Genomic DNA, 21,765 nt, shown 5'->3' on the forward strand with positions numbered 1-21,765 from the left:
TTGCAAGTGCTATGGCGCACTCAAATCCCATTTTAGTACAAGATACAGCATAAGGTATAGTGCTAGGGCTAGCAGTGAGTAGTTATATTGTGTATTGAGCAGCACCAAAAATCCCAGTGTAGCCAATGGTATAAGAAATAGTAAGGAAATAATACGGGATATTTGTTCAGCCTTATCTTGGGCATATTTGCCGCGCAGATAATACCGTAAAGCCAGCCCGCCATCGAGAGGCTCTATCGGAAGACTATGTGCTAGCGCCATAGCAAAGCTGGCCCCGAAGAATGTACTACAGCTAAGACTAAAAACTAAGGATATTGCGGCAGAGGCCCAGTTTGCCAAAGGGCCGGCAAGGGATATCCATACGTTATGCCTGTCAGTCAGGACAATCTGTCCGGTTATCTCTATCCGGCAGCCTAGCGCGGACAGCACAACTTTTTCTGGATATGCTCCCAACGTCAATATAGCAGCGAGGTGGGACGCTTCGTGCAGACAAACCGCCAGAAAGCACGCCAGACCGCCCTTTGCTCCGGTAAAAATGCAGCAAAAGGCGATCAGCGCAAAAAAACTGAAATTAAACTGGACCCTGCATGGGCCAATATGAAATGCCAACATCAGAGCATCTGCTGCGGGGCGCTGGCTGAGATAGCCGGGGTGGGGGTTGCGGTAGGCTCAGGGGTATATGATGGCTTAGGGGTAGCGCGCTCAAGGACTGGCAGCTCAAGCTCCTGAGCCATCTCGTTCTTGTACCAGGCTCCTATCTCTTGATACTTCGCGTCATCTGATACCCGGAAGAATACCAGGGCCAGTACAGCCATGGCACATATTACCGCCTGTAATAACGGTACTCCGCTCCAGCTTCCTCCCGCCTCCCGCTCTTCCTCCTCCCACAGTTCTTCATCTGGAGAGCCCTCTTCCGGCTCTCCAATGCTCTCTATTTCCCGCAGCTTCTCAGGGTCCTGCATTACAGTATGATACAGATTAGGCCGCTGCAGCCATCGTTGATAATCCGCTCGATGGTCTCACGAACCTTTTCCCTGGCGTCGGTAGGCATACGGTATAGCTTATTGTGCATACCCTCGTTTACCAGCGAGTGCAGGGACTTGCCGAAGATATTGGACTCCCATATCTTTACTGGGTTTTCCTCAAACTCCTTTAACAAGTACATTACCAGTTCCTCCGACTGCTGCTCAGAGCCAACTATCGGTGTTATCTCGGTGTTTATCTGGGTACGGAGCATGTGTATGGAAGGTGCTGTGGCCTTCAGCCTTATACCATATTTGCCGTTTTGCTTGAGGATTTGGGGCTCCTCAAGGCTGAGCTCCTCCACCTCTGGCATAACTATACCATAGCCAGTTTCAAGTACATCATCGTAGGCCTGGCGCAGCTTCTGGAAGGTTTTCTTTATCTCTGTCATCTCAATAAGCTGAGCCAGAAGCTCAGACTCATCCTTTATCTCAAGCTCGGTCTTCTCACTGAGTATCTTGTAGAACAGTGACTGGTCAAATATGAGCTCGGCGCTTGTGCAGCCGCTTCCAAGGTCTATCTGCCGTATATTTACGCTCTGTACAGGGTCGCACACCCGGACATTTTCGAGCATTGTGCGCACCTCACGCATTCTAGCAATGCCGCAGCAGTCCTTTATTGTCCCGAACACCGATGAATACAGCCAGTGGTCCATCCCTAAGGACGCCACCCAGCCAGGCACTGACAGCTCGACCTCACGCACTGGGAACTGGTAGAGGAGGCTTGCAATTATCTCCTTAATTCCCTGCTCGGTAATGTCGATACAGTTGACAGGCAGCACAGGCACTGAATATTTTTCTGAAAGCCGTGAGGCCAGCGCACGGCTGTTGGGGTCGCCGGGGTCAACACAGTTCAGCAACATGACAAATGGACGGTTCGTCTGGTTTAGCTCATCTATGACCCGCTCCTCTGCCTCCTCATACTCGTCTCTTGGGATATCGCTGATACTGCCATCAGTGGTTATCACCAGCCCTATGGTTGAGTGCTCGGTTATTACCTTCTTTGTACCTATCTCCGCAGCCATATTGAACGGTATCGGCTCATCAAACCATGGGGTGCGCACCATGCGCGGCTGGTCTTCCTCTATGTAGCCGATAGCACTGGGTACGATATAGCCAACGCAGTCTATCATCCGTACGTTGAACATTGCGTCGTCGTCAATCTGTACTGACACGGCCTGCTCCGGGATGAACTTTGGCTCTGTAGTCATAATAGTGCGCCCGGCAGATGACTGCGGCAGCTCGTCAACAGCCCTTTCACGCTGGAGTCCATCGGGGATATTGGGTATTACCACCGTATCCATAAACTTTTTGATAAAGGTGGATTTGCCGGTGCGGACAGGCCCCACAACACCAATGTATATCTCGCCACCTGTGCGGTCCTGTATGTCTTTGTATACGTTAAAATCTTCCATATCTATGGTCTCCTCTTATCTGTTGCAGATTATAATGGGCCTGGACTCGGGTACCGTGTCGTCAAACAGCTCGTTTTGCGCCCTTACATCGCTGAGCAGGGCCCTATGGCTTTTGGCAATGTCCCAAAGCTTTTCTCCTGCGGAAGCGTAGTATATCAGGAATCTTGGCCGGATGTCAAAGGCCGGTGAGTTTTCATCTACACCCGCCGAGGTCAGGTACTTCACACTGTTCATGCTCATCAGCGTAGAATTAACTGTGGTTTCAACCGAAACCTCTACGGTGCTCTTATCAACTATACGGTATTCCCAAAGGTCGGTATGCCAGGTACTGTCCGCACGTTTAGTAAGCTGATTTTCAAGCTCCGCACTGAAACTATGGTCGAACTGCTTCTCAATATAGAGAATTCTCCCCTGGCTGTTGACATACAGCATACATATATTGTACTTGACTCTGTAGTTAAGCTTTGTTTTCTCGCAAACTGCCTGCACCATGTCCTGTTCACACCAGATATCCAAAACCTTCTGTATTTCGTCATCTGTAATAGCCAGGCTGCACTTCTTTTTCAGCACCTCCGAGGCTGTCCCATGTATCTGAGTAAATGCGTTTTGGGAGTAGCGCAGCTCTAAGGGAGCCTTGACAGAGTAGGCGTCGTCAATTATCTCCACCTCGCAGGCCTTATACAGGAAGGCCATAATAAACACCTTTGCCATCACGCTAACTCCAGTATACTCGCCAACATCGTCCTCTCTGGGCTGTATGCTGCTCTCTCCTGCAGAAATCCGCAGGTCGCATATACATTCCTCGTCTGCTCCGGCGCATTCTATCACCTGGCTGAAGTCTACTGAGGAGGAAAACTTCTCCGTGCTGCTGTCCACCGCTGAGGTGTACAGGAAAGAGACGTCGGCACTGCCGGTTACAGTCAGGCGTTCCTCAGAGAGCCGGCTCTCTATGATGCGGCATGATACATCACGGTGCAGTATGCTCTCAATAGGCGGCTTGCCGTTTTTCACCGGAAGGGTATCCTCGATGGTGAACTGGTGGCATACAGCGTTGACAGCCTGGTGCGCGGCAAAGCTTTCGCCACGCTTCTCGATGGTCTCATCGTTAATGCTGCAGGTGATAAGCTCCTTCTTCTGTACCACCGCCAGCACGCGCAGGCTTACAGCGGCGTGAAGGTCTATCCTGCGGGCGCTGACCGCTCTGCAGGTCAGGTGGGCCATGGAAGCCTCTACACACGCGACGGCCTTCTCCTCAGAGGTCTTTAGCTTGATACTGGCGCTGAAATCCTTTGTGAACTCACAGCAGCGCACGGTGTCCCCTTTTCCGTCCAGGTATAGCACACGGATGTCGCATACGCCATCACAGGTTAGGGTGTCGCCAGTGATGATGTACGACGATACCTCCGGGACTGCACGGCACTTTAATATCTTTTGGATATCCGTACAGTAGTCTGGAAGATTGTATTCGGTGTCGAGCGGCGTCTCGTAACGGCCGTCAAATATGGGGTCGAAATATTCATAGGGCGCGGTCTTAATCTGGGCCTGCATACAGCATCCTCTCCTTTGACTTTCTTACCAAATATGTATGCGGTCAAATATTAAATATGCGGACTTCCCCTCAAAAATGAAAAGCCGCCCAGTTCGGGCAGCCTCCCCAAACTGAACGGCTTGTGTAAGTATGCGGTTTTATGCCTCCTCTATTTTGCGCACCCCATAGAGCTTACGCAAAAAGAAGCCCCAAAAACCTTTCTTTTTCTCTAAAATTACGACCTTCATTCTGCTGCCTCCCATTCAAATACGTAGTAACGAGAGCCCAAGGGCCACTAAGATAACCGCTGAAAGAAACAGCGCAAAACCTATCGGGCAGAAGCAGGCGATGGTCATACCCAGGCCAAAGCTGACAATGCACATATTCCTGCAATTTTTGTCCTTAATACAGGTACAGTTGAATTTTCGCTTTGACATGCTGCATGACCTCCGCTGTTTTACTCGTTATTCCAGTATACACAGCAGAAGAAAAAGTGTTACTGATCAACTACCACAAGGGCTGAGCCGTTATGTACCCGGACCTCAGCTGGGTCTGAAACTATCTGGTTGCTAACCCCCATGGGAAGACAGCCACAAGAAAGCTGTTCATGGTTTAATGGGTATTTAAGCCCCAGATAGCTCACAAGGCACGCGGAGCCGTTATATGGGAACACAGACACTCCAACACCTACCATACTTGTCATCTTCAGCTTCTCGTCATGAAGAAGAAATATTTTTGTATGCTCATCTGCCATTATGCCGTGCCCGCCGTGCTCACGGATGTACTGTAGCACCTCCAGGTTAGCCAGAGTATGGTCGAAGCGCTTCCCTCCCAGGCAACCCAGAAGCAGGAAACTGTTGAAGCCGAGATTAAAGCCCTTCATCACCGCGAACATGGTATCGGTCACGTCTTTGTCCACAGGCAGGCTCACATATTTAACTGTTTTCGGCGGAAGCTCCTTTGCGGAATCAAAATCACCTACGACCAAGTCAGGTTGTACCCCGGCATCCAGTGCCGTCTCGTAGCCAGCATCGGCGCAGATAACATAATAATGCCTTGGGTCAAACTCCTTGAAGAGCTTCCGGCCGTCCAGAGGGGCGGCCCCGATTATCATACATGCTTGTTTTTCTGCTCCCATTTCTTTACACCCTTTATCTCTTGATACATTGCCCCATAGCTCTCTATGCGGGATTTGGCGACCTTTCCCTCAGCCGCCGCCCTGAGTACCGCGCAGCCCTTCTCGCAGGTATGCGAGCAGGATGTGAACTGGCAGTCGTGGGAAAACCGCTCTATCTCACGAAAACCCGCCACAAGCTGCTTTATGTCCACCAGTTTATAGCGCTCCACATCAAAGGTGGAAAAGCCCGGCGTATCGGCGGCATACCCGCCCTCAGGCAGCGGGTAAAATTCTACATGCCTGGTAGTATGCCGTCCGCGGCCCAGCTTCTGGCTTATCTCACCGGTCTCAAGCTCCAGCCCCGGGAAGACAGCGTTTAGCAAGGTGGATTTTCCGACACCAGAATTCCCAATGAACGCCGAAACCTTCCCTGCCGCCAGCGCTCTCACCTGGGCCAAGCCTTCACCGTGTTCTGAGCATACCGCACAGCACTCTATTCCCGCCAGGCGGTATGTCTCTAAAAGCGGCCCTGGGTCTCCTAAGTCTATCTTAGTGAATATAACCACCGGCTCTACCCCATTGACCTCCGCGACTGCCAGAGTTTTATCAATCAACGGCAGGTTTACAGCCGGGTCACGCAGGGACGCCACTACAAACAGCCGCTCCAGATTGGCAACAGGCGGGCGGACAAGATGGTTTTTTCGGGGTAGTATCTCTATAAGAGCCCCGGAGCCGCCGTCTGCCTGCACAGTTACGCGGTCACCGGCACATGGGGAAATACCATCCTTGCGAAATCTGCCTCTTGCCCTGCACGTCACCATGCCCTGGGCAGTCTCCACAGTATAGAAGCCGCCCAAACATTTTATAACAAATCCTTCAAGTTCCATATACCCCATCAGTTAGTTATTGCTTATTGCTCCGCCGCCGGAGCCTCTGCCGTCATCATCTCCACCGCTGCTGCCACTGCTGTCAGGGTTATCGCCGCCACTGTTATCGCTTGGCGGGACAAAGTCGATGGTCTGGGTTATGGTCGCCTCTTTGGTGTCGTAGTTGAATGATAAATACATATAGTCATTGCCGTTTAGCTGCACAACAACAGTTTCCTGACCAGAGGTGCCTGTATAGGTCAGATTATAGCTGCTGCCAATATATGCGGGATTTATAGTCTTCTCCTCCACAAGAGTACCATTTCGGTATACCTTGAGGTTGATGTCCATATCTACTGAAGGCAGCGAGATATCCTTACTTATAGTCTTTGTCGAACCCTTGCCGGAGCTTACCACTATATCCACCGTTGCTCCCTCGGAAACCTCGGAGCCTGGTGCCGGATTGGTGCTGACAACGGTGCCCTCAGGCTGAGTGCTGGTATCGTCGGGTATGATGTTGCCAATCTTTAACTTGCGTCCCTCAAGTTGTGCCTCAACATCGTACTGCTTTTTGCCAACCAAATCGTCAGGGACCTTCGTTTTCTTAGTAGCTGGGCCCTTGCTGATTTTCAACGTGACGGTTGTGCCCACGTCTACCATCTTCTTAGCCTGGGGGTCGGAAGTTACCACGTGCCCAGTCTCTATTTCATCGTGGGCAACCTCCTCGTATTTTACCTTCAGGTTTAACTGCTTCAAAAGGGCAGTGGCATCGGCCTGGGTGTAGTTCTCCATAACGGGTACTTCGACTTGTTCAACCTGTCCGTTTACCAACAGCTCAACCTCCGAGCCCTTCTTCACCATAATACCCTTATTCGGATTTTGCTGCATTACCTCCCCTGGCTGCAGGTCAGGGTTATTGCCCTCTTTACGGACAAACTTAAAGTTCTCACTGAACTCTGGGTCATTTAAAATGTCGTCGTATATTTTACCTACAAAGTGCGGCATTTCTATTTGGTCGTCCACCTCAGGGGTGAACAGAGTCTCGCTGTTGTTCCAGAGCCATACGGCCCCCACCGCCAACAGCACAATAATGGCTGCAGCGATTACGCCTTTAACAGCCATAGCCCCTCGGGCCCCGCGCTGGGAGCGCACATACTCCTCCTCATACTCGTAGCTGTCGTTATAGTTTGGCTTAAAACGTGCCGAGTCGTAGGACTCAATATTCCGAGGGGTGTTATAATCCGCCCGTCCGGCCTGCAGGTCATAGTGGAACACGGTGCTGGGGTTGCGGCGGAAGCGGTCTATATCGTCCAGCATTTCTCCTGCGGACTGGAAACGGTCCACAGGATTTTTTTCCATAGCGTGCATGGTTATCTGTTCAAGGCCTCTTGGAAGGCTTGGATTTAGCTCTCTGGGCATGACAGGCTTAGCCTGCAGCTGCATGAGAGCTACAGACACAGCGTTATCAGCCACAAAGGGTAACCGGCCCGTAGCCATTTCGTAGAGCATAACGCCTACGGAATAGATATCGGCCTTGTCGGTGATATAGTCCCCTCTCGCCTGCTCCGGCGCGATATAGTGCACAGAGCCTATGGCCTTGTCGGTCATGGTCTGAGTCTCGCTCTGAGAGAATCTGGCAATGCCAAAATCCGTTACCTTAATAGAGCCGTCCTGTAAGAGCATTACGTTCTGAGGCTTTATATCCCGGTGTATTATGCCCTTTTCATGGGCATGCTCCAGGGCCATGAGTATCTGCGTGGTGAAATGCAGGGCCTCATCCCAGCGGATTACCCCTTCCTGGTCGATGTACTGTTTCAAGGTGATTCCGTCGATATACTCCATCACGATATACTGGAGCCTGTCGCCAAAGCTGACATCATATACATCCACAATGTTCGGGTGCGACAGGACAGTGATGGCCTTTGCTTCGTTGCGGAACCGCCGCAGGAACTCGCTGTTATTTGAAAATTCATCCTTCAGAATCTTGATGGCTACCCAGCGGTCCTCCACCCGGTCATAGGCGCGGTATACGCAGGCCATGCCGCCTACACCAACCAAATTGTGTATTTCATACTTTCCGTCCAGACGTTTGCCGATATACTTATCCATAAATGCTTATCCCCAACTTTCTCAGATATTATTTACAACAGCTATGGTGATATTGTCGGAACCGCCGTTATCTACAGCGAACTGAATGAGTTCATTGATTAGAGCTTCTCCGTTGCCCTCATATCTGTCTATATACTCCTCCAGCAGGTCCTCGTCCACATAGTTTGTCAGGCCGTCAGTACAGGCTATAGCTATATCCCCGGCATTAAAATCCCATACGGCGTAGTCCACATTCACATTGTCATGGACTCCCAGTACCCTTGTGATAATATTCCTCCGCGGATGTGTCCGGGCTTCCTCTTTGGTTATCTGGCCGAAGTTTACCAGGTCCTGTACATAAGAATGGTCCATCGTCAGCTGTCTTATTCCGTCCTTGTCCTTTAAATAGGCCCTGCTGTCCCCTACATGGGCTATGTGCAGCCTTTTACCGACCGCCAGCATAAGCACTATGGTGGTGCCCATACCACGGAGCTCGGCGTTCGTTGCAGCCCTTTCGTAGATAGCTGCATTGGCACGGAGTACGGCGTTGACTATCATGCTTTTTATATTGCCCTGGCTCATGTCCTCCTTAAATCTGTTGAGCAGAAGCCCCTCTATCTGTTCTACCGCGATAGCGCTGGCAACATTACCTCCGTTGGCGCCGCCCATACCGTCACAGACCACTGCCCAGGCGCTGCCCCCGGGAAAAATCCCGCACTTACAGGCGTCCTGGTTTGAGCTGCGTACTGCTCCTATGTCAGTAGCGAAGTCAACCCTCATAACCGTTCCCTCCTTTATGTTTTCGACTGAGCTGGCCGCAGGAGGCCTCAATATCTGACCCAAGTGTCCTCCGTACAGTCGCCGTGCACCCGCCCAGCTCAAGTATACTTATAAAACGCTTTTGCCGGGCTATATCGCTTCTTTTATAGCCTGTATCAGTCACATTATTTATCGGAATCAAATTCACATGGGCGGTCATTCCATGGAGCCGTGAGGCCAGCTCCTTAGCGCACTGGTCGCTGTCGTTTACCCCGCTTATCATGGCATACTCAAAGGAGATGCGCCGCCCGGTCTCTCTGGAATAGTGCCGACAGGCTGCCAGCAGCTGCTCCACATTCCATCGTCTATTCACCGGCATGGTACGGTTCCTAATCTCATCATTGGGAGCGTGCAGTGAAATTGAGAGAGTCAACTGTAACTTTTTCTCTGCCAGGTCGTATATACGGTCAACGAGACCGCAGGTCGAAAGAGATATATGTCTCATACCTATATTCATTCCGTCGGGGTGAGAGACCAGCTCCAGAAACCTAAGGACGTTGTCATAGTTATCCAGCGGCTCCCCCATACCCATAAGGACGATGTTTGATATACGTATATTTTCATCCCGCTGAGCCTCCTGAACCTGGCTTAGCATCTCCGACGGCAGCAGGTCTCTTGAAAAGCCGCTCTTTCCGGTGGCGCAAAAGCTGCAATTCATTTTACACCCAACCTGGGTAGAAATGCAAATGGAATATCCGTGGGCATACTTCATGAGTACGGATTCTATCAGTTCACCGTCGTTCATCTGAAACAGATATTTTATTGTGCCGTCTTTTGACACCCGTTTTAGAATTATTTGCGCGCAAGCTATCTCATATCGCTCTGCCAGCATAGCACGCAGCTCTTTGGAAATATCTGTCATTTCATCAAAGCTTACTACACCCCGGTGCAGCCATGAGAATATCTGCTTTACCCTAAACTTTGGTAGGTCTGGGAGCTCCGCCCGAAGCTCCTCCGGGGTCATAGACTTGATATCAATCTTTTCCAACTATCCGCCCCTACCTTGTCTTTTTTCGGAATGATGCCGCAAAGAATCCATCTGAGGTCCCAGCAAACGGCATCATTGTGAGCATATGGCCCGGCTCCTGAATGCTGTGCCTTACACCTATATCTATAGTCATCGGCTCAAAGTCGTTATTTTCCTGTAAAAACCTCTCGGCAACTGCTGAATTTTCTGCCGGATTTAGAGTGCATGTAGAGTATACCAGCATACCGCCTGGTTTCACTCGCTGTGAAGCACACTGTAATATCCTATATTGAAGCTCCGGCAAGCTTTGCAGAGAGCTTATATCTTTATACCGTATCTCAGGTTTCCGCTGTATAACGCCAAAGCCTGAGCACGGAACGTCACAGAGCATTTTATCTACTAACGGTATACACTCAAAGCCCTTTGCAGCGTCATTAACTTTAGTCTCAATGTTAGATAACCCAAGACGCTCAGCTCCGCTTTTTATCAGACCGACCCTTTTTTCATACAAATCCAGGGAATAAACCATACCGTCCGTGCCAATATCTTGGGCAATAGTAAATGTCTTACCACCAGGCGCGGCGCAGCAGTCGCACGCAATTTCGCCTGGCTGTGGATTTAATATATGGCATACCCACTGAGCAGAGAGGTCTTGTACATGGAAGAGACCCTGTCTGAACTGAATAAGCTTATTCGGGGCACCACAGTTGACAAATGACGCTGAATATGGTGGTGATTGTAATGGGTTTAGAGTTACACCACTTTCCTCCAAAGAAGATATAAGTTCATCTATACTACACTTTGTCTTATTTACACGTATAAAAAGTTTTGGTTTTTGTGATAGGCTCTCCAAAAGTCTGAGGGTGATTTCTTCCCCATAGCTCTTAACCCAAAGACGGATTAGAGCGTCTGGAATAGAATATCGGATGCTTAGAGCATTGATATTATTTCCATCGGGTAGAGTAATTTCAAACTTCTTGCGCAATAACCCTCTCAGGACTCCATTAACAAACCCCGATAACTGTCTTTTACCAACTATTTTCACAGCCTGTACAGTTTCGTTTACCGCTGCAGAATCAGGTACACGGTCTAAAAACAGGATTTGATATACCCCACAACGTATTGCCTCCATAGCTGTACGGTCTGGTTTCCTGCGAGGGTCGCTAAGGCATTGAGAGATATAATAATCCAGGGTCAAGCGTTTCTCCAGGACTCCATAGAAAATTACCGCTGACAACGCCTTGTCACAGTCATTCAAATGCGATTCATCAAGGGCGTTATCCAGCACAATATTGGAATATCCAGCATCACGTTCAACATGCAAAAGCGCCCGTAATGCCACTGAGCGGGCAGTATCATGTGATTTTGACATGTAAAATATAGTCCTCTCCGAGCCTCAGTAAAGTTATTTAGCTTTACGAGTAATTACTCCAGTAAAGCGCCATCTTTAATGGTATGTCCCAAAAGATAGTTTTTTCCACTCATTCTTTTGCCGGTCTCCGCTTGAAGCTCCGTTATTTTTAACATCCCCTGCCCACAAGCTATAAGCAGTTCTCCATCAATACTATGCACCGTGCCAGGCGTATTACTACCTTCAACAACTTGTGAAGTCAGCAGCTTTACACGCCTGCCGTCAATGGTAGCTGCCGCACACGGCCACGGGTTTAATCCTCTTATCTGGTCGTGTATCTGCCGGGCTGGCTTACTCCAGTCAATGGCAGACATCTCCTTTTTTAGCATCGGCGCTAGGGTTGCCTGTGAATTATCCTGGGGCGTACCCTTTAGGTAGCCTTGCTCTAGCTGGTTAAGTGTATCAGTAAGAAGCTCCGCACCTATGAGCTTCATACGGTCAAATAATTCTCCGGCTGTCTCTTCTGGACCGATATCTGTCTCGGCTTTTAGAAGCATATCACCTGTGTCCATGCCCTTAGCCATAAACATGGTGGTTACCCCTGTGTTCTTTTCGCCGTTGATGACAGCCCATTGTATCGGCGCAGCACCACGGTATTTGGGAAGAAGCGAGCCATGCACATTGATACATCCAAGCGGCGGTACAGCAAGCACGCTAGGCGGCAGCAGTTTTCCATATGCTACAACTACTATTGCTTCAGGCTTCAGGTCAGCAATAGCTTTTTGCACATCTTCGTCCCGCAAAGAAGCTGGCTGAAGCACTGGCAGTCCATGCTGTAAAGCCAATTCCTTTACCGGCGGCGGCTGCAATTTGTGTCCGCGCCCCTTGGGTTTATCGGGCTGCGTAAAAACTGCGCATATCTCATCCCCTCGGTCAATGACCGCCTGGAGTGACGGTACCGCAAAATCAGGCGTACCCATGAATATTATCCGCATAGCATTCCTTTCTTATCTCCGGCGTTTTCTTCTCTTTCCCTTTTGCTCCTGCTGTTCCTGCTCCTTCTGCATCTGTTCAATTTCCTCAGGCGTGAGCATTCTGCTCGCCTTATCAGTAAAGACAATTCCGTGCAGGTGGTCGACCTCATGGCAAATGCACCTTGCGAATAAATCTTCTCCGGTTGTCTCAAACCACTTTCCCTTGCGGTTTTGTGCCTTGACCGTTACCCTTTGAGGCCTTGACACCATCCCCCATTCATCCGGCAGGGAAAGACAGCCTTCGGCCCCGGACTGCTCCCCTTCAACATGGACTATCTCCGGGTTGATAAGCTCCACAAGCCCATCGCCAACGTCTATGACACATACCTGTCTCAAAACCCCCACCTGAGGAGCCGCCAAACCGGCCCCATTGGCCTCATACAAGGTGTCCTGCATATCGTCCAGAAGCTGGCGGAGCTTATTGTCGAATACCTCCACCGGCCGGCACTCCTTTGCAAGGACATCATCCCCAACCCTAACAATGTTACGAATTGCCATTCTTACCCGTCACTTTCCTTTCTCAATTTGATGCTCTAAATTATACGGTCAGGATTTGGGTCTGCATAGACCGTCACCCGCTGAAAGTCTTTGATTCCCGCAAATTCTGTGAGCAGTCTCGCTATCATCTCACGGAATTTCGGGCTGTTGCGGCACTTGATAATAAGCTTGTAGCGGTATTTCCCGCTCACCCGAGCTATAGCTGCCGGAGACGGCCTGAGCACCCGCATTGGCAGCTGCTGGTATTCGCTCTCTACAAGCTTCCCAAGCTCATGCAAGAAACGCTCTGCAGCCAAGCGGGTCAGATTGTCCTCTCCTCCTACAACTCCGATTACAAGAAGGTCTGCAAAGGGAGGATACATAAGCGCTTTCCGATAGGCAAGCTCTCTTTTGGCAAAGCTGAAATAGTCCTGCTTCGCCGCTAAGTGCAGCACCGGGTTTTCCGGCACAAAGGTCTGTATTACCGCACGACCTGGCAATTTCCCCCGACCGGCACGGCCTACCACCTGAGTGAGCAGGTCAAAGGTGCGTTCATTACTGCGGAAGTCATCGCTATACAGCGTCTGGTCAGCTGAGAGAACTCCTACTAGGGTCACATTCTCAAAGTCCAGCCCCTTTGCCACCATCTGTGTTCCCACCATCACATCGTATTCCCCTCGGGCGAACTCCTCCAATCGGCGCTCAAGAGAATATCTGCCGGACATGGAATCGGTATCCACACGTAGTATTCGGGCTTCAGGAAGCAACTCTTTAAGCTGCTCCTCTGCCTTCTGTGTACCGAGCCCCCGAAAGGCGATACTTTCGCTTCCACAGGAGGGGCACTTTTTCATCAGCGGCACAGAATATCCGCAGTAGTGGCACATAAGCCGGTGGTTAGCAGTGTGATACGTCAACGAAATACTACAGTTAGGACATTTTATGACCTCCCTGCAGCTTCGGCAGCTGGCAAAAGTGTGATATCCCCGGCGGTTAAGCAGGATTATTGATTGCCTGCCCTGCTGGAAGTTCTCCAGCAAAGCCTCCCCTAACGACATCCCCACGGCGTGTTCGCTTCCGGGATGGTCCTCCCAATTCATATCTACCAGTTCAACCTCCGGCATAGTTGCCAGGCCAAACCGGTCCTCAAGCTTGTGGAAGCGAAACTTTCCCTCTCTGGCCATGTGAAATGTCTCTACAGACGGTGTTGCCGAGGACAGCAGGCAGAAAGCATTTGAGCTTGAGCAGCGGTAGCGGGCCACCTCCCTGGCATCGTAGCGCGGGCTGGATTCGGACTTATAGGTGTGCTCTTGTTCCTCGTCAATAACTATCAGGCCCAGATTTTGAACTGGCGCAAATACCGCCGAGCGTGTCCCAACGGCAATCTTTGCTTTACCCCTTCGCACACGTTTCCACTCGTCCATTCGCTCCCCCAAAGAGAGCCCGCTGTGGAACACAGCAACCTGGTCTCCGAACTGATGCTGGAACTGCTGCAGCGTCTGCGGCGTTAAAGATATCTCCGGCACCATGACGATAACTCCGCGGCCTTTAGCCAGCACATACTCGATAAGCTTTAAGAAAACTGAGGTTTTGCCGCTGCCAGTGACGCCGTATAACAGCGCGCACCGGCTGCCCTCAACTGCATTCTCGTATTCATCGGTCAATTCCTCCAGCACCTGCTGCTGGCTTTCAGAAAGCGTTAGTGCGTCAGCGCCCACACTGTCTGAAACAAAGGTCTCAGGCCTCCGGTAAACTTCATACTGAAAAATCTCCGCAGCGCCCTTCTCTGCCAGTGCCCTAACTACCGCCGGGGACGCTCCCGTAAAGTAGCAAAGCTCCTTTTCCGAGACCTCACCGGCATCAGTAAGCACCTGGTACACGTCCTTCTGTCTGGGAGTTAGCTTACCAGAGAAATCGGGGATTAGCCGTACCATTTTGGAGACGGCGTCCCGCGCCCTGCTGGTGGCAAGATTCACCCTGCAAATAACTCCATTTTTCAGAAGCCTCTGAAATTCCGGGCACTCCTGTTTTATACCAATGTCTGAGGAGAGCTTTTCCATGGATACGGCACGGCCTGCTGCGCGCATGGTCATTATTATCTGCCAGGACAGGTCGTCATAGCATTCGCGGTCGAAATTGGTAAATTCAGTGCTGAGCACATAGCTGTCCTTTAACCGGAACTGAAGCCCCGCAGGAATCATCAGCTTAACCGCCTCAAAAAGAGTACAGAAATACCGTTTCTTCATCCAGACAGCCATCTCCAGGGCGTTACAGTCCAGTATTGGCTCACGGTCCAGCACGGAAAGAATTGGCTTTAATCCTGAGCTCTCCTCTCCGTTGAGGGAAAATACTATCCCAACGCGCTCCCGGTTACCGGCGCCAAATGGTACTGTCACCCGAACTCCTGGCTCGACTTTCACCGTCAGGTATTCCGGCACCAGATAAGTGAACAGCTTGTCAAAGTGATAGACGGTGTTTTCCACTGCCACTTGGACAAAAATGCTCATCCTTCCTCAATGTTTTCCGGCTCAATAATGCGGTAACGCTCATGGACAAAGTCCTGTACGGCCATATCTACCGGCTTGTCAATAAGCTTGACCCCCTCATCCTCCGCCCTTTCGGAGATTTGCCTGGCCCGTTTGGCCACCGCGATAACCAGGGAATACTGGTTCATATGCGGGGTTCTAATAATATTTGCGGATGGTTTCAACATACTTGCAGCACTTTCCTTTCTTTAAGTGGTTATATTCAGCCGCCTGATTTAAGCTATGCTTTTTCGGCGGCTAATAAGCCTTCTACAAATCCTGGGTCTCTTGCATACCGTAGCTTCTCGCTGCGCAATATAGCCAGCATATCGTCCACAGCGTCCTCCAGGCGGTCGTTGACTACCACATAGTCATAGTTTCCAGCCTGGGTCAGCTCCTGCCTGGCAGTCGCAAGGCGCTTTAGTATCGTGCCCTCCTCTTCGGTCCCTCGTCCACGAAGGCGCTTTTCCAGCACCTCAAGAGATGGGGGCGTTATGAACACTGACACACAGTCCGGCACTATCTCCTTTATCTGTGCTCCGCCCTGCACCTCTATCTCCAGCACAACATCATGGCCTTCATCCAGCCACTGGTCCACCGGGCCCTTTGGCGTGCCGTACAGGTTGCCCACATATTCCGCATACTCCAACATTTTGCCGCTGTCTATCAACTGCTGAAATTCCTTGCGGTTAATGAAGTAATAGTGCTTTCCATGCTCCTCACCAGCTCTTGGCTGGCGTGTAGTAGCAGAGACAGACATGCGAAGGTTCTCATTCCTCTGGAACAGTTCCTTTAGTATGGTCCCTTTGCCCCCTGCCGATGGTGCTGACACCACAAGTAACAGGCCTTTACTCATCTTCTTCCCCTCCGTCAGCTGTATCTTCCCGGTCATTAAAGCGTCCGGCTACTGTCTCGGGCATTATGGCGGACAGCACAATGCTGCCGCTGTCCATGATAATGACCGCTTTTGTCTTTCGCCCAAAGGTTGCGTCGATAACAGCACCGCGCTCCTTGGCCTCCTGGACCATGCGTTTTATTGGGGCCGACTCATTGCTCACCACAGCCACCACCTTGGACACCGAGACCATATTGCCAAACCCGATATTTACCAGTCTCATATACAGCCCCCTTCTGCATTTTTACTCAATATTCTGTATCTGCTCCCGTATTTTCTCAATTTCAGACTTAATCTCAACCACCAGATATGCTATCTCAGTATTCTGTGACTTTGAGCCGATGGTGTTTGCCTCTCTGTTCATCTCCTGAACCAAAAAGTCAATCTTCCTACCCACAGGCCCTTCGGACTCTGCCAGCTTTTCCATCTGTGCAAAGTGGCTGCGCAGGCGCACTGTCTCCTCGTCTACCGCCACCTTGTCGGCAAACACGGCAACTTCCGTAAGGGCACGCTGCTCATCAAACCGGCTGTCGCCCAGAAGTTCCTGTATCTTATTCTGCAGGCGCTCGCGGTAATCTGCCACAGTACCTGGGGACAGCTGCTCTACCTGGTCCACCAGTGACAGAATACGCTCAGCCCTGCTCATAATATCGGCTTTAAGCCTTGCGCCCTCTGTTTCACGCATGTGAAGGAAGGACTCCACAGTGGGAACGATTATTTCCAATACGTCCTGCCATAGAGCTTCCTCGTCCTCAGGGGCTTTGCTTATGGTGAAGATATCTTGATAGCGGCTCAGCAAAGCTAAGCTTGGGCCGTCAGGAAGGCTATAGCTTTCCTGAAGCTCCGAAAGGGCCTTGTAGTACCCTGCAGCCAGGGAGTGATTAACCCCGACTTCTACAGCAGATTCACCAAGGTTTTCTATCTGCAGGAACACATCAAGCTTTCCCCTTGCTACCCGTTCGTGGAGGTAATTCTTTAGCCTGTCCTCCAGGAACATATATCCTCTTGGCACTCGGGAGTTGACTTCAAAAAATTTATGGTTTACGGATTTTACCTCGAACACAATATGCCTTGTTCCTACCATGCCCTCGCCTCTGCCGTAGCCTGTCATACTTTTTAGCATGTCCGCCTCCCCCGCGGTGCCCGGGGCCGCACCGCTCCATTTCTATATGTTTTCAAGTGGCATAACCCTAACCAAGAAATTTTACCATTTCCCGGGCTCTCTTGCAACTGATTTTTCGAAGATTTCATAGATTTTTAAGAAAAAACCCGCGCGCCTCTTGCTGTGGCCGCAGGTATTTGTCGAATATCAATGAAACTCGTACCTAACAATGGTACTCATGGGCGTAAAAGCATGGGTATCATCGCTGTCAAAACCTCTGGCCTTAAAGAAGCCAAAGAAGTCCGGGAAGGCTGTCTCAATGCGGTCTGCACCGAAATTTTCCCCATATGAGGCCGCAGAGCGCATTAGGGAGTCCAGGATAAATACAGTCTCCCCCTTGGGAGCCTCTGTAAAGTTATACCCGTCAGCAGTAATCCGCAAAATGCGCAGAATAGTACCCTCCAGCTCCACAGCTACAATTCCAAGAGTATCACCGCGTTCACACATAGCCAAAACTCTCGCCTCTGGCCCGGCACACTTTACCCCGCTCAATATAGCGCGCTCCTGCTCGCGGTCGGACATTGGCAATATTTCAATCATCATTCATACTCCTTTACCCTCAATTTTTGCAAAAAAGCACTGAAATATTCCGGCAGGCTCTCAGAAAACTCCATATATTCTCCACTTCTAGGGTGAATAAAGCCAATAAGCCCGGCGTGAAGACACTGGCCATTCAGCTGAGTGATAACTTTCTTAGGGCCGTATACCGGGTCTCCGGCGATAGGATGGCCGGTATACGCCATATGGACGCGTATTTGGTGCGTACGGCCAGTTTCAAGGCGCAGGCGCAGATAAGTGAATCCCTGTAAACGTTCCTCAACGAAATAATGTGTAACGGCCTCCCTGGCGCCAGGGCCGTTAAGCTGTACAGCCATTTTCTTTCGTTCGGATGGGTGGCGCCCTATAGGTGCATTTACTGCTCCGGTATCGTCTTTGAGGTTTCCGTATACTATGGCACGGTACTCTCGCGTTAAGCTGTGGGACTGTATCTGTTCAGCGAGGCTGCGGTGGGCCATGTCGTTTTTTGCTACAAGAAGCAGCCCGCTGGTATCCTTGTCGATTCGATGTACTATACCCGGACGTAGCACACCGTTAATACCTGAAAGGCTTTCCCCGCAATGGCAGAGCAGTGCATTTACCAGAGTGCCTGTGTAGTTTCCAGGGGCCGGGTGTACCACCATGCCTTTTGGCTTGTTGACAACCAGCATGTCGACGTCCTCGTATACTATATCCAGAGGGATGTCCTCTGGCAAAACGTCAAGCTCAACAGGCTCTGGCATGCTCACTGTCACTATTTGTCCGGCAGATAATTTAGCGCTTTTTGCTAAGGGTCTTCCACCTGCTGTCACGCGTCCATCCGCTATGAGATTTTGGATAGCTGACCGGCTTATACCGTCAAGATGTGCCGCAAGCAGCTTATCAAGCCGAATCCCACCGTCGTCTACTATGAATGTAAAGTTTGGGTCATCCATTTTAACCGGCCTGTTCTTTCAGTTTCTTTTCGCGCCGGGCAAGTATAAAGGCGTGGAGCAATAGTAAAACTGCACCGATAGTCACGCAGCAGTCAGCGAAGTTAAAAATATACGGAAAGAACTCAATATGGATAAAATCAACAACCACACGGTCGCCGTTAGGATTCACATTTATAAGGCGGTCTATCAGGTTGCCTATGCCTCCCGCAAGCAACAGAGCCATAGAGGTATAGCTTGCCCAAGTGTGGTTTTTGTATAGAAAGCCCCCGACAATAATCGCTATTGAGACTGCCGCACTCATAATCATGACTAGGTATATCATTCCGTCAAACATTCCCATGGCAGCGGCGGCATTCTCCAGATAGTCAAATTTCAGGAGCCCGGGAATCACGGTAACAGACGTACCGCCAGCACCGTCCCGCAGAAGAGTTACTGCCCAAAATTTTGTAACCTGGTCTATGACGATAAGTATTGCCGCCACGACTAAGACCGTTATTTTAACCGCTTTTCTGCTCAATTCATACTCCTCCTGGATGCTAAGACTTGTCAGCGCCTGCGTTTCCTGCCATCCACCTCCACGCCGTCCCCAAAAGGGAGGTTGCTGTAATTGTTGTTTTTTTCCCGGCGCAGGGCCTCGGGGATATCGGTATGGGCGTTCAGGTCTATACCGATTGAAGTTAAATCGTTGTCCTCTAGGTAGCTTTCAGGCAGGCGCGAAGGCTGCAGCTGCTCCTGGACATAATTATAAGTGTCATTTAGGGTACGGGCCTGTGGCTGTTCCTGGCGGCGGCTGGGGGTGCTGGGCCTTGCAGCCGACCTCTGGACTGGCTGAGGGCTCTGAGGCTGCTGCACAGGAGGCTTTTCCCTTGCAGATCTTGGGGGCTGCTGGGCATGTCTGGGTGTATGGGGCTCTCTGTACTCCTGTATCGGCTGTACAGGCTCCAGCTCAGGCCCTGCCTGGGGCTGAGGCTCTATATCGAGTTCAGGTTCAGCTGAGTATACAGGTTCCTGGAGCTCTGGTTCTGAGAAAAACTCCGGCTCAGCAGTTTTGACAGTCGGCTCCAAAGCAGGCTCGGGAATCTTCACAGGCTCCGAAACAGCCAGCGGCTTGGCTTCATCAGGCTCATCCTTCTGCTTGAACGTTGGGATATGCTCAATGCACTCCAGATGTTTTTTATACATCTCTAAGAGGGACGAGCGGAAGGCTGTTACCTGTTTCTTTATCTCCTCCAGCTCTGTCTTCTTGGTATCTGCCAGCCGTGCATACTCCTTTGCGGACTTGGCTACATCATTCTCGGCACTCTGCCTGATTCTGCGGGCTTCCTCATTGGCCTCAAGCAGCTTTGCGTCTGCCTGGGCGCGGGCTTCCCGCACGATATCTGCGGCCTTTTGCTCGGCCTCCTTCATCAGCGCCTTGGACATGTGATGGGCGCTTAAAACCACTTCTTTAATACCATCCTCATCTGCACGGTAAGCTTCAACCTTTTGGGCCAAGACAGAGAGTTTGCGCTGGCAGTCCGCATTTTTCGCCGCCAGCTCTGAATTTAGCGCTGCCAGCTCCTCGGTCTGCTTTACTGCTGTGTCCCTCTGTCCAAGGAGCTCCTGAAAAGACGCGGCTACCTGGTCGATGAAATTATCCACGTCCTCCGGCTTATAACCAGAGAAGCCAGCCTTTCCGAAGCTCACCTCATTTATTTCCTTTACCGTCAGCATCTTGGATGTTCCTCCCCTATTGATATTTCCTGCATTTTACTGTAAGCCGTCCCTTTCCGGTCAACGGCCCGAAAGAATCCAATACAAACTTCCCATGTCCCCTAACGGAGATTACATCGCCCTCCTCCAGCCGCCGGTCTACACTGAGGACCTCCTGATGGTCCACCATAACCGCCCCTGAGATTATGAGCCTTGCGGCCTTTTCACGGCTGGTACGGCATAAGAGCGCCGCTATGCAGTCCAGCCTATCCGAGGCCACAACGCCGCTTATGTCTTCATACTCACGGATAGACGGCAACGGCTCCTCGTATCCAACCGCAATCTTCACGCCCACCCGGCCTATTTTTCTTAAATTGTCTAAAAAGTACCTCTCCATCTCCTGACGGATAAAGGCCACCGTGTATCCCTCTCCCACTAAAATATCGCCGATAACGCTGCGTTCTATGCCTAGCTGCATAAATGCGCCAAGAAAATCCCTGTGTCCCAGCTTGTCCACGGGCCGATACTTAAATGTCAGCGCAGTTAGCGGGAAACTGTCTGCAGATGGCGCCATATAGTCGGGAAAAAAGCCTGCCATGACTCGTTCTGCTTCCTCATAACCGCCCCAGAGCAAATACCCGGCAGGCTCTTTACGGAGAAAATCACGGCAAAATGTGGCCTCGCTTTCATCAAGAAATCCTATATAGCAGGGCCTGCGCTGACCAGTTCTAAGGCAGTCCCGAAGCTTTGCCAAAAGCAATTCTCTCTGGCCGTCCATAGCTTAGAAGTACAGCCCGTTGCTCTCCAGCTCGTCCAGGACGTCGTCGCCGGTGAGGTCAACAGTATACGGCGTGATGATAAATGTAGAGGTCGCTATGCGTTTGATTTTACCGTTATTGGCATAGGCGACGCCGCTTAGAAAATCTACAATGCGTCTGGAGGTCTCCTTATCAGTCTTCTCCAAATTGAGCACCACGGTATGCCTGCGCAGCAGCTCGTCGGCTATAGAGCGAACCTCCTCGCCAAAGGACACCGGATTACGCACCACCACCTGCAGCTGTGTCTTAGCGTTGATGTTCACCACCCGCCCGGGACTTGCCTCCCGGGGTGTGTATTCCCTGGAAGAAAAATCCCGGGACGTAGGTTCCTTAGGCGTATACCCGGAGAACGATGAAAACGATGAAATCGGAGCGGCCCTGCGGGACTCCTCACGGCTTGAGCCGTAGTCCTGGGTGTCCTCCGTTTCCGTCTGCGTCTCCTCTGGATACTCCTCATACTCGTACTCATCCTCAGGCGGATTCCACATCTTTTGCAGCTTATCCATAAGCCCTGCCATAT

General features: G+C 50.9%; 24 protein-coding genes. All 24 read right to left on the reverse strand.

The annotated features are described in order from the left end of the window. Positions 1-9 precede the first annotated feature (9 nt). On the reverse strand, positions 10-612 hold the full coding sequence (locus tag D5270_RS00885) for a hypothetical protein (RefSeq protein ID WP_166542314.1): 603 nt from the start codon (positions 610-612) through the stop codon (positions 10-12). Continuing rightward, the gene (locus D5270_RS00890; protein ID WP_166542315.1) at positions 612-962 is read right to left on the reverse strand and encodes a hypothetical protein; all 351 of its coding nucleotides are present in this window, start codon (positions 960-962) and stop codon (positions 612-614) included. Before D5270_RS00890 ends, D5270_RS00885 begins: the two co-directional genes overlap by 1 nt. Further along, a complete protein-coding gene (gene spoIVA / locus D5270_RS00895) occupies positions 962-2,437 on the reverse strand; it encodes a stage IV sporulation protein A (protein ID WP_166542316.1) in 1,476 nt (491 codons plus the stop codon). The genes D5270_RS00890 and spoIVA overlap by 1 nt, the downstream gene beginning before the upstream one ends. Positions 2,438-2,452: 15 nt before the next feature. Then, positions 2,453-3,985, reverse strand: a complete 1,533-nt coding sequence (locus D5270_RS00900; RefSeq protein ID WP_166542317.1) for a DUF3794 domain-containing protein — start codon at positions 3,983-3,985, stop codon at positions 2,453-2,455. A 243-nt stretch (positions 3,986-4,228) separates the two neighbouring features. Beyond that, positions 4,229-4,402, reverse strand: a complete 174-nt coding sequence (locus D5270_RS00905; protein WP_166542174.1) for a hypothetical protein — start codon at positions 4,400-4,402, stop codon at positions 4,229-4,231. Between the two features lie 59 nt (positions 4,403-4,461). Continuing rightward, entirely contained in the window at positions 4,462-5,103 is a 642-nt protein-coding gene (locus D5270_RS00910; RefSeq protein ID WP_166542318.1) for a thiamine diphosphokinase, read from the reverse strand. Further along, positions 5,076-5,969 carry a ribosome small subunit-dependent GTPase A gene (rsgA, locus tag D5270_RS00915; protein ID WP_166542319.1) on the reverse strand — a complete coding sequence of 298 codons (894 nt, stop codon included), beginning with the start codon at positions 5,967-5,969 and terminating at the stop codon, positions 5,076-5,078. The genes D5270_RS00910 and rsgA overlap by 28 nt, the downstream gene beginning before the upstream one ends. A 12-nt stretch (positions 5,970-5,981) precedes the next feature. After that, complete coding sequence (pknB, locus tag D5270_RS00920) at positions 5,982-8,057, reverse strand: Stk1 family PASTA domain-containing Ser/Thr kinase (RefSeq protein ID WP_166542320.1); 2,076 nt, start codon at positions 8,055-8,057, stop codon at positions 5,982-5,984. A 21-nt stretch (positions 8,058-8,078) separates the two neighbouring features. Further along, positions 8,079-8,816, reverse strand: a complete 738-nt coding sequence (locus D5270_RS00925; RefSeq protein ID WP_166542321.1) for a Stp1/IreP family PP2C-type Ser/Thr phosphatase — start codon at positions 8,814-8,816, stop codon at positions 8,079-8,081. Beyond that, positions 8,806-9,843, reverse strand: coding sequence for a 23S rRNA (adenine(2503)-C(2))-methyltransferase RlmN (gene rlmN / locus D5270_RS00930; protein WP_166542322.1), 1,038 nt, complete (start codon positions 9,841-9,843; stop codon positions 8,806-8,808). The genes D5270_RS00925 and rlmN overlap by 11 nt, the downstream gene beginning before the upstream one ends. A 10-nt stretch (positions 9,844-9,853) precedes the next feature. After that, positions 9,854-11,194 (reverse strand): 16S rRNA (cytosine(967)-C(5))-methyltransferase RsmB, encoded by a 1,341-nt coding sequence (gene rsmB, locus D5270_RS00935; protein ID WP_166542323.1) that lies wholly within the window; start codon positions 11,192-11,194, stop codon positions 9,854-9,856. Positions 11,195-11,247: 53 nt separating this feature from the next. Then, positions 11,248-12,168: a methionyl-tRNA formyltransferase gene (gene fmt, locus D5270_RS00940; protein WP_166542324.1), complete on the reverse strand. Its 921-nt coding sequence runs from the start codon at positions 12,166-12,168 to the stop codon at positions 11,248-11,250. 12 nt (positions 12,169-12,180) lie between these two features. Next, on the reverse strand, positions 12,181-12,705 hold the full coding sequence (gene def, locus D5270_RS00945) for a peptide deformylase (protein WP_161472819.1): 525 nt from the start codon (positions 12,703-12,705) through the stop codon (positions 12,181-12,183). 35 nt (positions 12,706-12,740) lie between these two features. Further along, positions 12,741-15,170 carry a replication restart helicase PriA gene (gene priA, locus D5270_RS00950; protein WP_330587307.1) on the reverse strand — a complete coding sequence of 810 codons (2,430 nt, stop codon included), beginning with the start codon at positions 15,168-15,170 and terminating at the stop codon, positions 12,741-12,743. Between the two features lie 14 nt (positions 15,171-15,184). Then, a complete protein-coding gene (locus D5270_RS00955; protein WP_243150039.1) occupies positions 15,185-15,355 on the reverse strand; it encodes a DNA-directed RNA polymerase subunit omega in 171 nt (56 codons plus the stop codon). A gap of 92 nt (positions 15,356-15,447) precedes the next feature. Then, on the reverse strand, positions 15,448-16,062 hold the full coding sequence (gene gmk, locus D5270_RS00960) for a guanylate kinase (protein WP_166542327.1): 615 nt from the start codon (positions 16,060-16,062) through the stop codon (positions 15,448-15,450). Beyond that, positions 16,055-16,324: an extracellular matrix/biofilm biosynthesis regulator RemA family protein gene (locus D5270_RS00965; RefSeq protein WP_166542328.1), complete on the reverse strand. Its 270-nt coding sequence runs from the start codon at positions 16,322-16,324 to the stop codon at positions 16,055-16,057. The genes gmk and D5270_RS00965 overlap by 8 nt, the downstream gene beginning before the upstream one ends. 21 nt (positions 16,325-16,345) lie before the next feature. After that, complete coding sequence (locus D5270_RS00970) at positions 16,346-17,224, reverse strand: YicC/YloC family endoribonuclease (RefSeq protein ID WP_166542329.1); 879 nt, start codon at positions 17,222-17,224, stop codon at positions 16,346-16,348. A 186-nt stretch (positions 17,225-17,410) separates the two neighbouring features. Then, positions 17,411-17,806 carry a hypothetical protein gene (locus D5270_RS00975; RefSeq protein ID WP_166542330.1) on the reverse strand — a complete coding sequence of 132 codons (396 nt, stop codon included), beginning with the start codon at positions 17,804-17,806 and terminating at the stop codon, positions 17,411-17,413. Then, on the reverse strand, positions 17,803-18,735 hold the full coding sequence (locus D5270_RS00980) for an RluA family pseudouridine synthase (RefSeq protein ID WP_166542331.1): 933 nt from the start codon (positions 18,733-18,735) through the stop codon (positions 17,803-17,805). Before D5270_RS00980 ends, D5270_RS00975 begins: the two co-directional genes overlap by 4 nt. Position 18,736: 1 nt before the next feature. Beyond that, complete coding sequence (gene lspA / locus D5270_RS00985) at positions 18,737-19,252, reverse strand: signal peptidase II (RefSeq protein WP_166542332.1); 516 nt, start codon at positions 19,250-19,252, stop codon at positions 18,737-18,739. A gap of 29 nt (positions 19,253-19,281) precedes the next feature. After that, positions 19,282-20,448: a DivIVA domain-containing protein gene (locus D5270_RS00990; RefSeq protein WP_166542333.1), complete on the reverse strand. Its 1,167-nt coding sequence runs from the start codon at positions 20,446-20,448 to the stop codon at positions 19,282-19,284. Between the two features lie 16 nt (positions 20,449-20,464). Next, positions 20,465-21,205, reverse strand: coding sequence for a YlmH family RNA-binding protein (locus tag D5270_RS00995; RefSeq protein ID WP_166542334.1), 741 nt, complete (start codon positions 21,203-21,205; stop codon positions 20,465-20,467). A gap of 3 nt (positions 21,206-21,208) precedes the next feature. Then, a complete protein-coding gene (locus tag D5270_RS01000; RefSeq protein WP_166542335.1) occupies positions 21,209-21,763 on the reverse strand; it encodes a cell division protein SepF in 555 nt (184 codons plus the stop codon). Positions 21,764-21,765: the final 2 nt, after the last annotated feature.

It is taken from the genome of Acutalibacter sp. 1XD8-36, assembly GCF_009917525.1.
Taxonomy (GTDB): Bacteria; Bacillota; Clostridia; order Oscillospirales; family Acutalibacteraceae; genus Acutalibacter.

Bases quoted from the DNA above. Each gene is read 5' to 3' on its own strand.
- D5270_RS00910 (WP_166542318.1), bottom strand. From the start codon at position 5,103: ATGGGAGCAGAAAAACAAGCATGTATGATAATCGGGGCCGCCCCTCTG.
- spoIVA (WP_166542316.1), bottom strand. From the start codon at position 2,437: ATGGAAGATTTTAACGTATACAAAGACATACAGGACCGCACAGGTGGC.
- D5270_RS01000 (WP_166542335.1), bottom strand. From the start codon at position 21,763: ATGGCAGGGCTTATGGATAAGCTGCAAAAGATGTGGAATCCGCCTGAG.
- def (WP_161472819.1), bottom strand. From the start codon at position 12,705: ATGGCAATTCGTAACATTGTTAGGGTTGGGGATGATGTCCTTGCAAAG.
- rsgA (WP_166542319.1), bottom strand. From the start codon at position 5,969: ATGGAACTTGAAGGATTTGTTATAAAATGTTTGGGCGGCTTCTATACT.
- rsmB (WP_166542323.1), bottom strand. From the start codon at position 11,194: ATGTCAAAATCACATGATACTGCCCGCTCAGTGGCATTACGGGCGCTT.
- D5270_RS00990 (WP_166542333.1), bottom strand. From the start codon at position 20,448: ATGCTGACGGTAAAGGAAATAAATGAGGTGAGCTTCGGAAAGGCTGGC.
- D5270_RS00970 (WP_166542329.1), bottom strand. From the start codon at position 17,224: ATGCTAAAAAGTATGACAGGCTACGGCAGAGGCGAGGGCATGGTAGGA.
- D5270_RS00975 (WP_166542330.1), bottom strand. From the start codon at position 17,806: ATGATGATTGAAATATTGCCAATGTCCGACCGCGAGCAGGAGCGCGCT.
- pknB (WP_166542320.1), bottom strand. From the start codon at position 8,057: ATGGATAAGTATATCGGCAAACGTCTGGACGGAAAGTATGAAATACAC.
- D5270_RS00965 (WP_166542328.1), bottom strand. From the start codon at position 16,324: ATGAGACTGGTAAATATCGGGTTTGGCAATATGGTCTCGGTGTCCAAG.
- D5270_RS00905 (WP_166542174.1), bottom strand. From the start codon at position 4,402: ATGTCAAAGCGAAAATTCAACTGTACCTGTATTAAGGACAAAAATTGC.
- D5270_RS00955 (WP_243150039.1), bottom strand. From the start codon at position 15,355: ATGAACCAGTATTCCCTGGTTATCGCGGTGGCCAAACGGGCCAGGCAA.
- D5270_RS00885 (WP_166542314.1), bottom strand. From the start codon at position 612: ATGTTGGCATTTCATATTGGCCCATGCAGGGTCCAGTTTAATTTCAGT.
- D5270_RS00995 (WP_166542334.1), bottom strand. From the start codon at position 21,205: ATGGACGGCCAGAGAGAATTGCTTTTGGCAAAGCTTCGGGACTGCCTT.
- D5270_RS00900 (WP_166542317.1), bottom strand. From the start codon at position 3,985: ATGCAGGCCCAGATTAAGACCGCGCCCTATGAATATTTCGACCCCATA.
- gmk (WP_166542327.1), bottom strand. From the start codon at position 16,062: ATGAGTAAAGGCCTGTTACTTGTGGTGTCAGCACCATCGGCAGGGGGC.
- D5270_RS00890 (WP_166542315.1), bottom strand. From the start codon at position 962: ATGCAGGACCCTGAGAAGCTGCGGGAAATAGAGAGCATTGGAGAGCCG.
- D5270_RS00980 (WP_166542331.1), bottom strand. From the start codon at position 18,735: ATGGATGACCCAAACTTTACATTCATAGTAGACGACGGTGGGATTCGG.
- fmt (WP_166542324.1), bottom strand. From the start codon at position 12,168: ATGCGGATAATATTCATGGGTACGCCTGATTTTGCGGTACCGTCACTC.
- D5270_RS00925 (WP_166542321.1), bottom strand. From the start codon at position 8,816: ATGAGGGTTGACTTCGCTACTGACATAGGAGCAGTACGCAGCTCAAAC.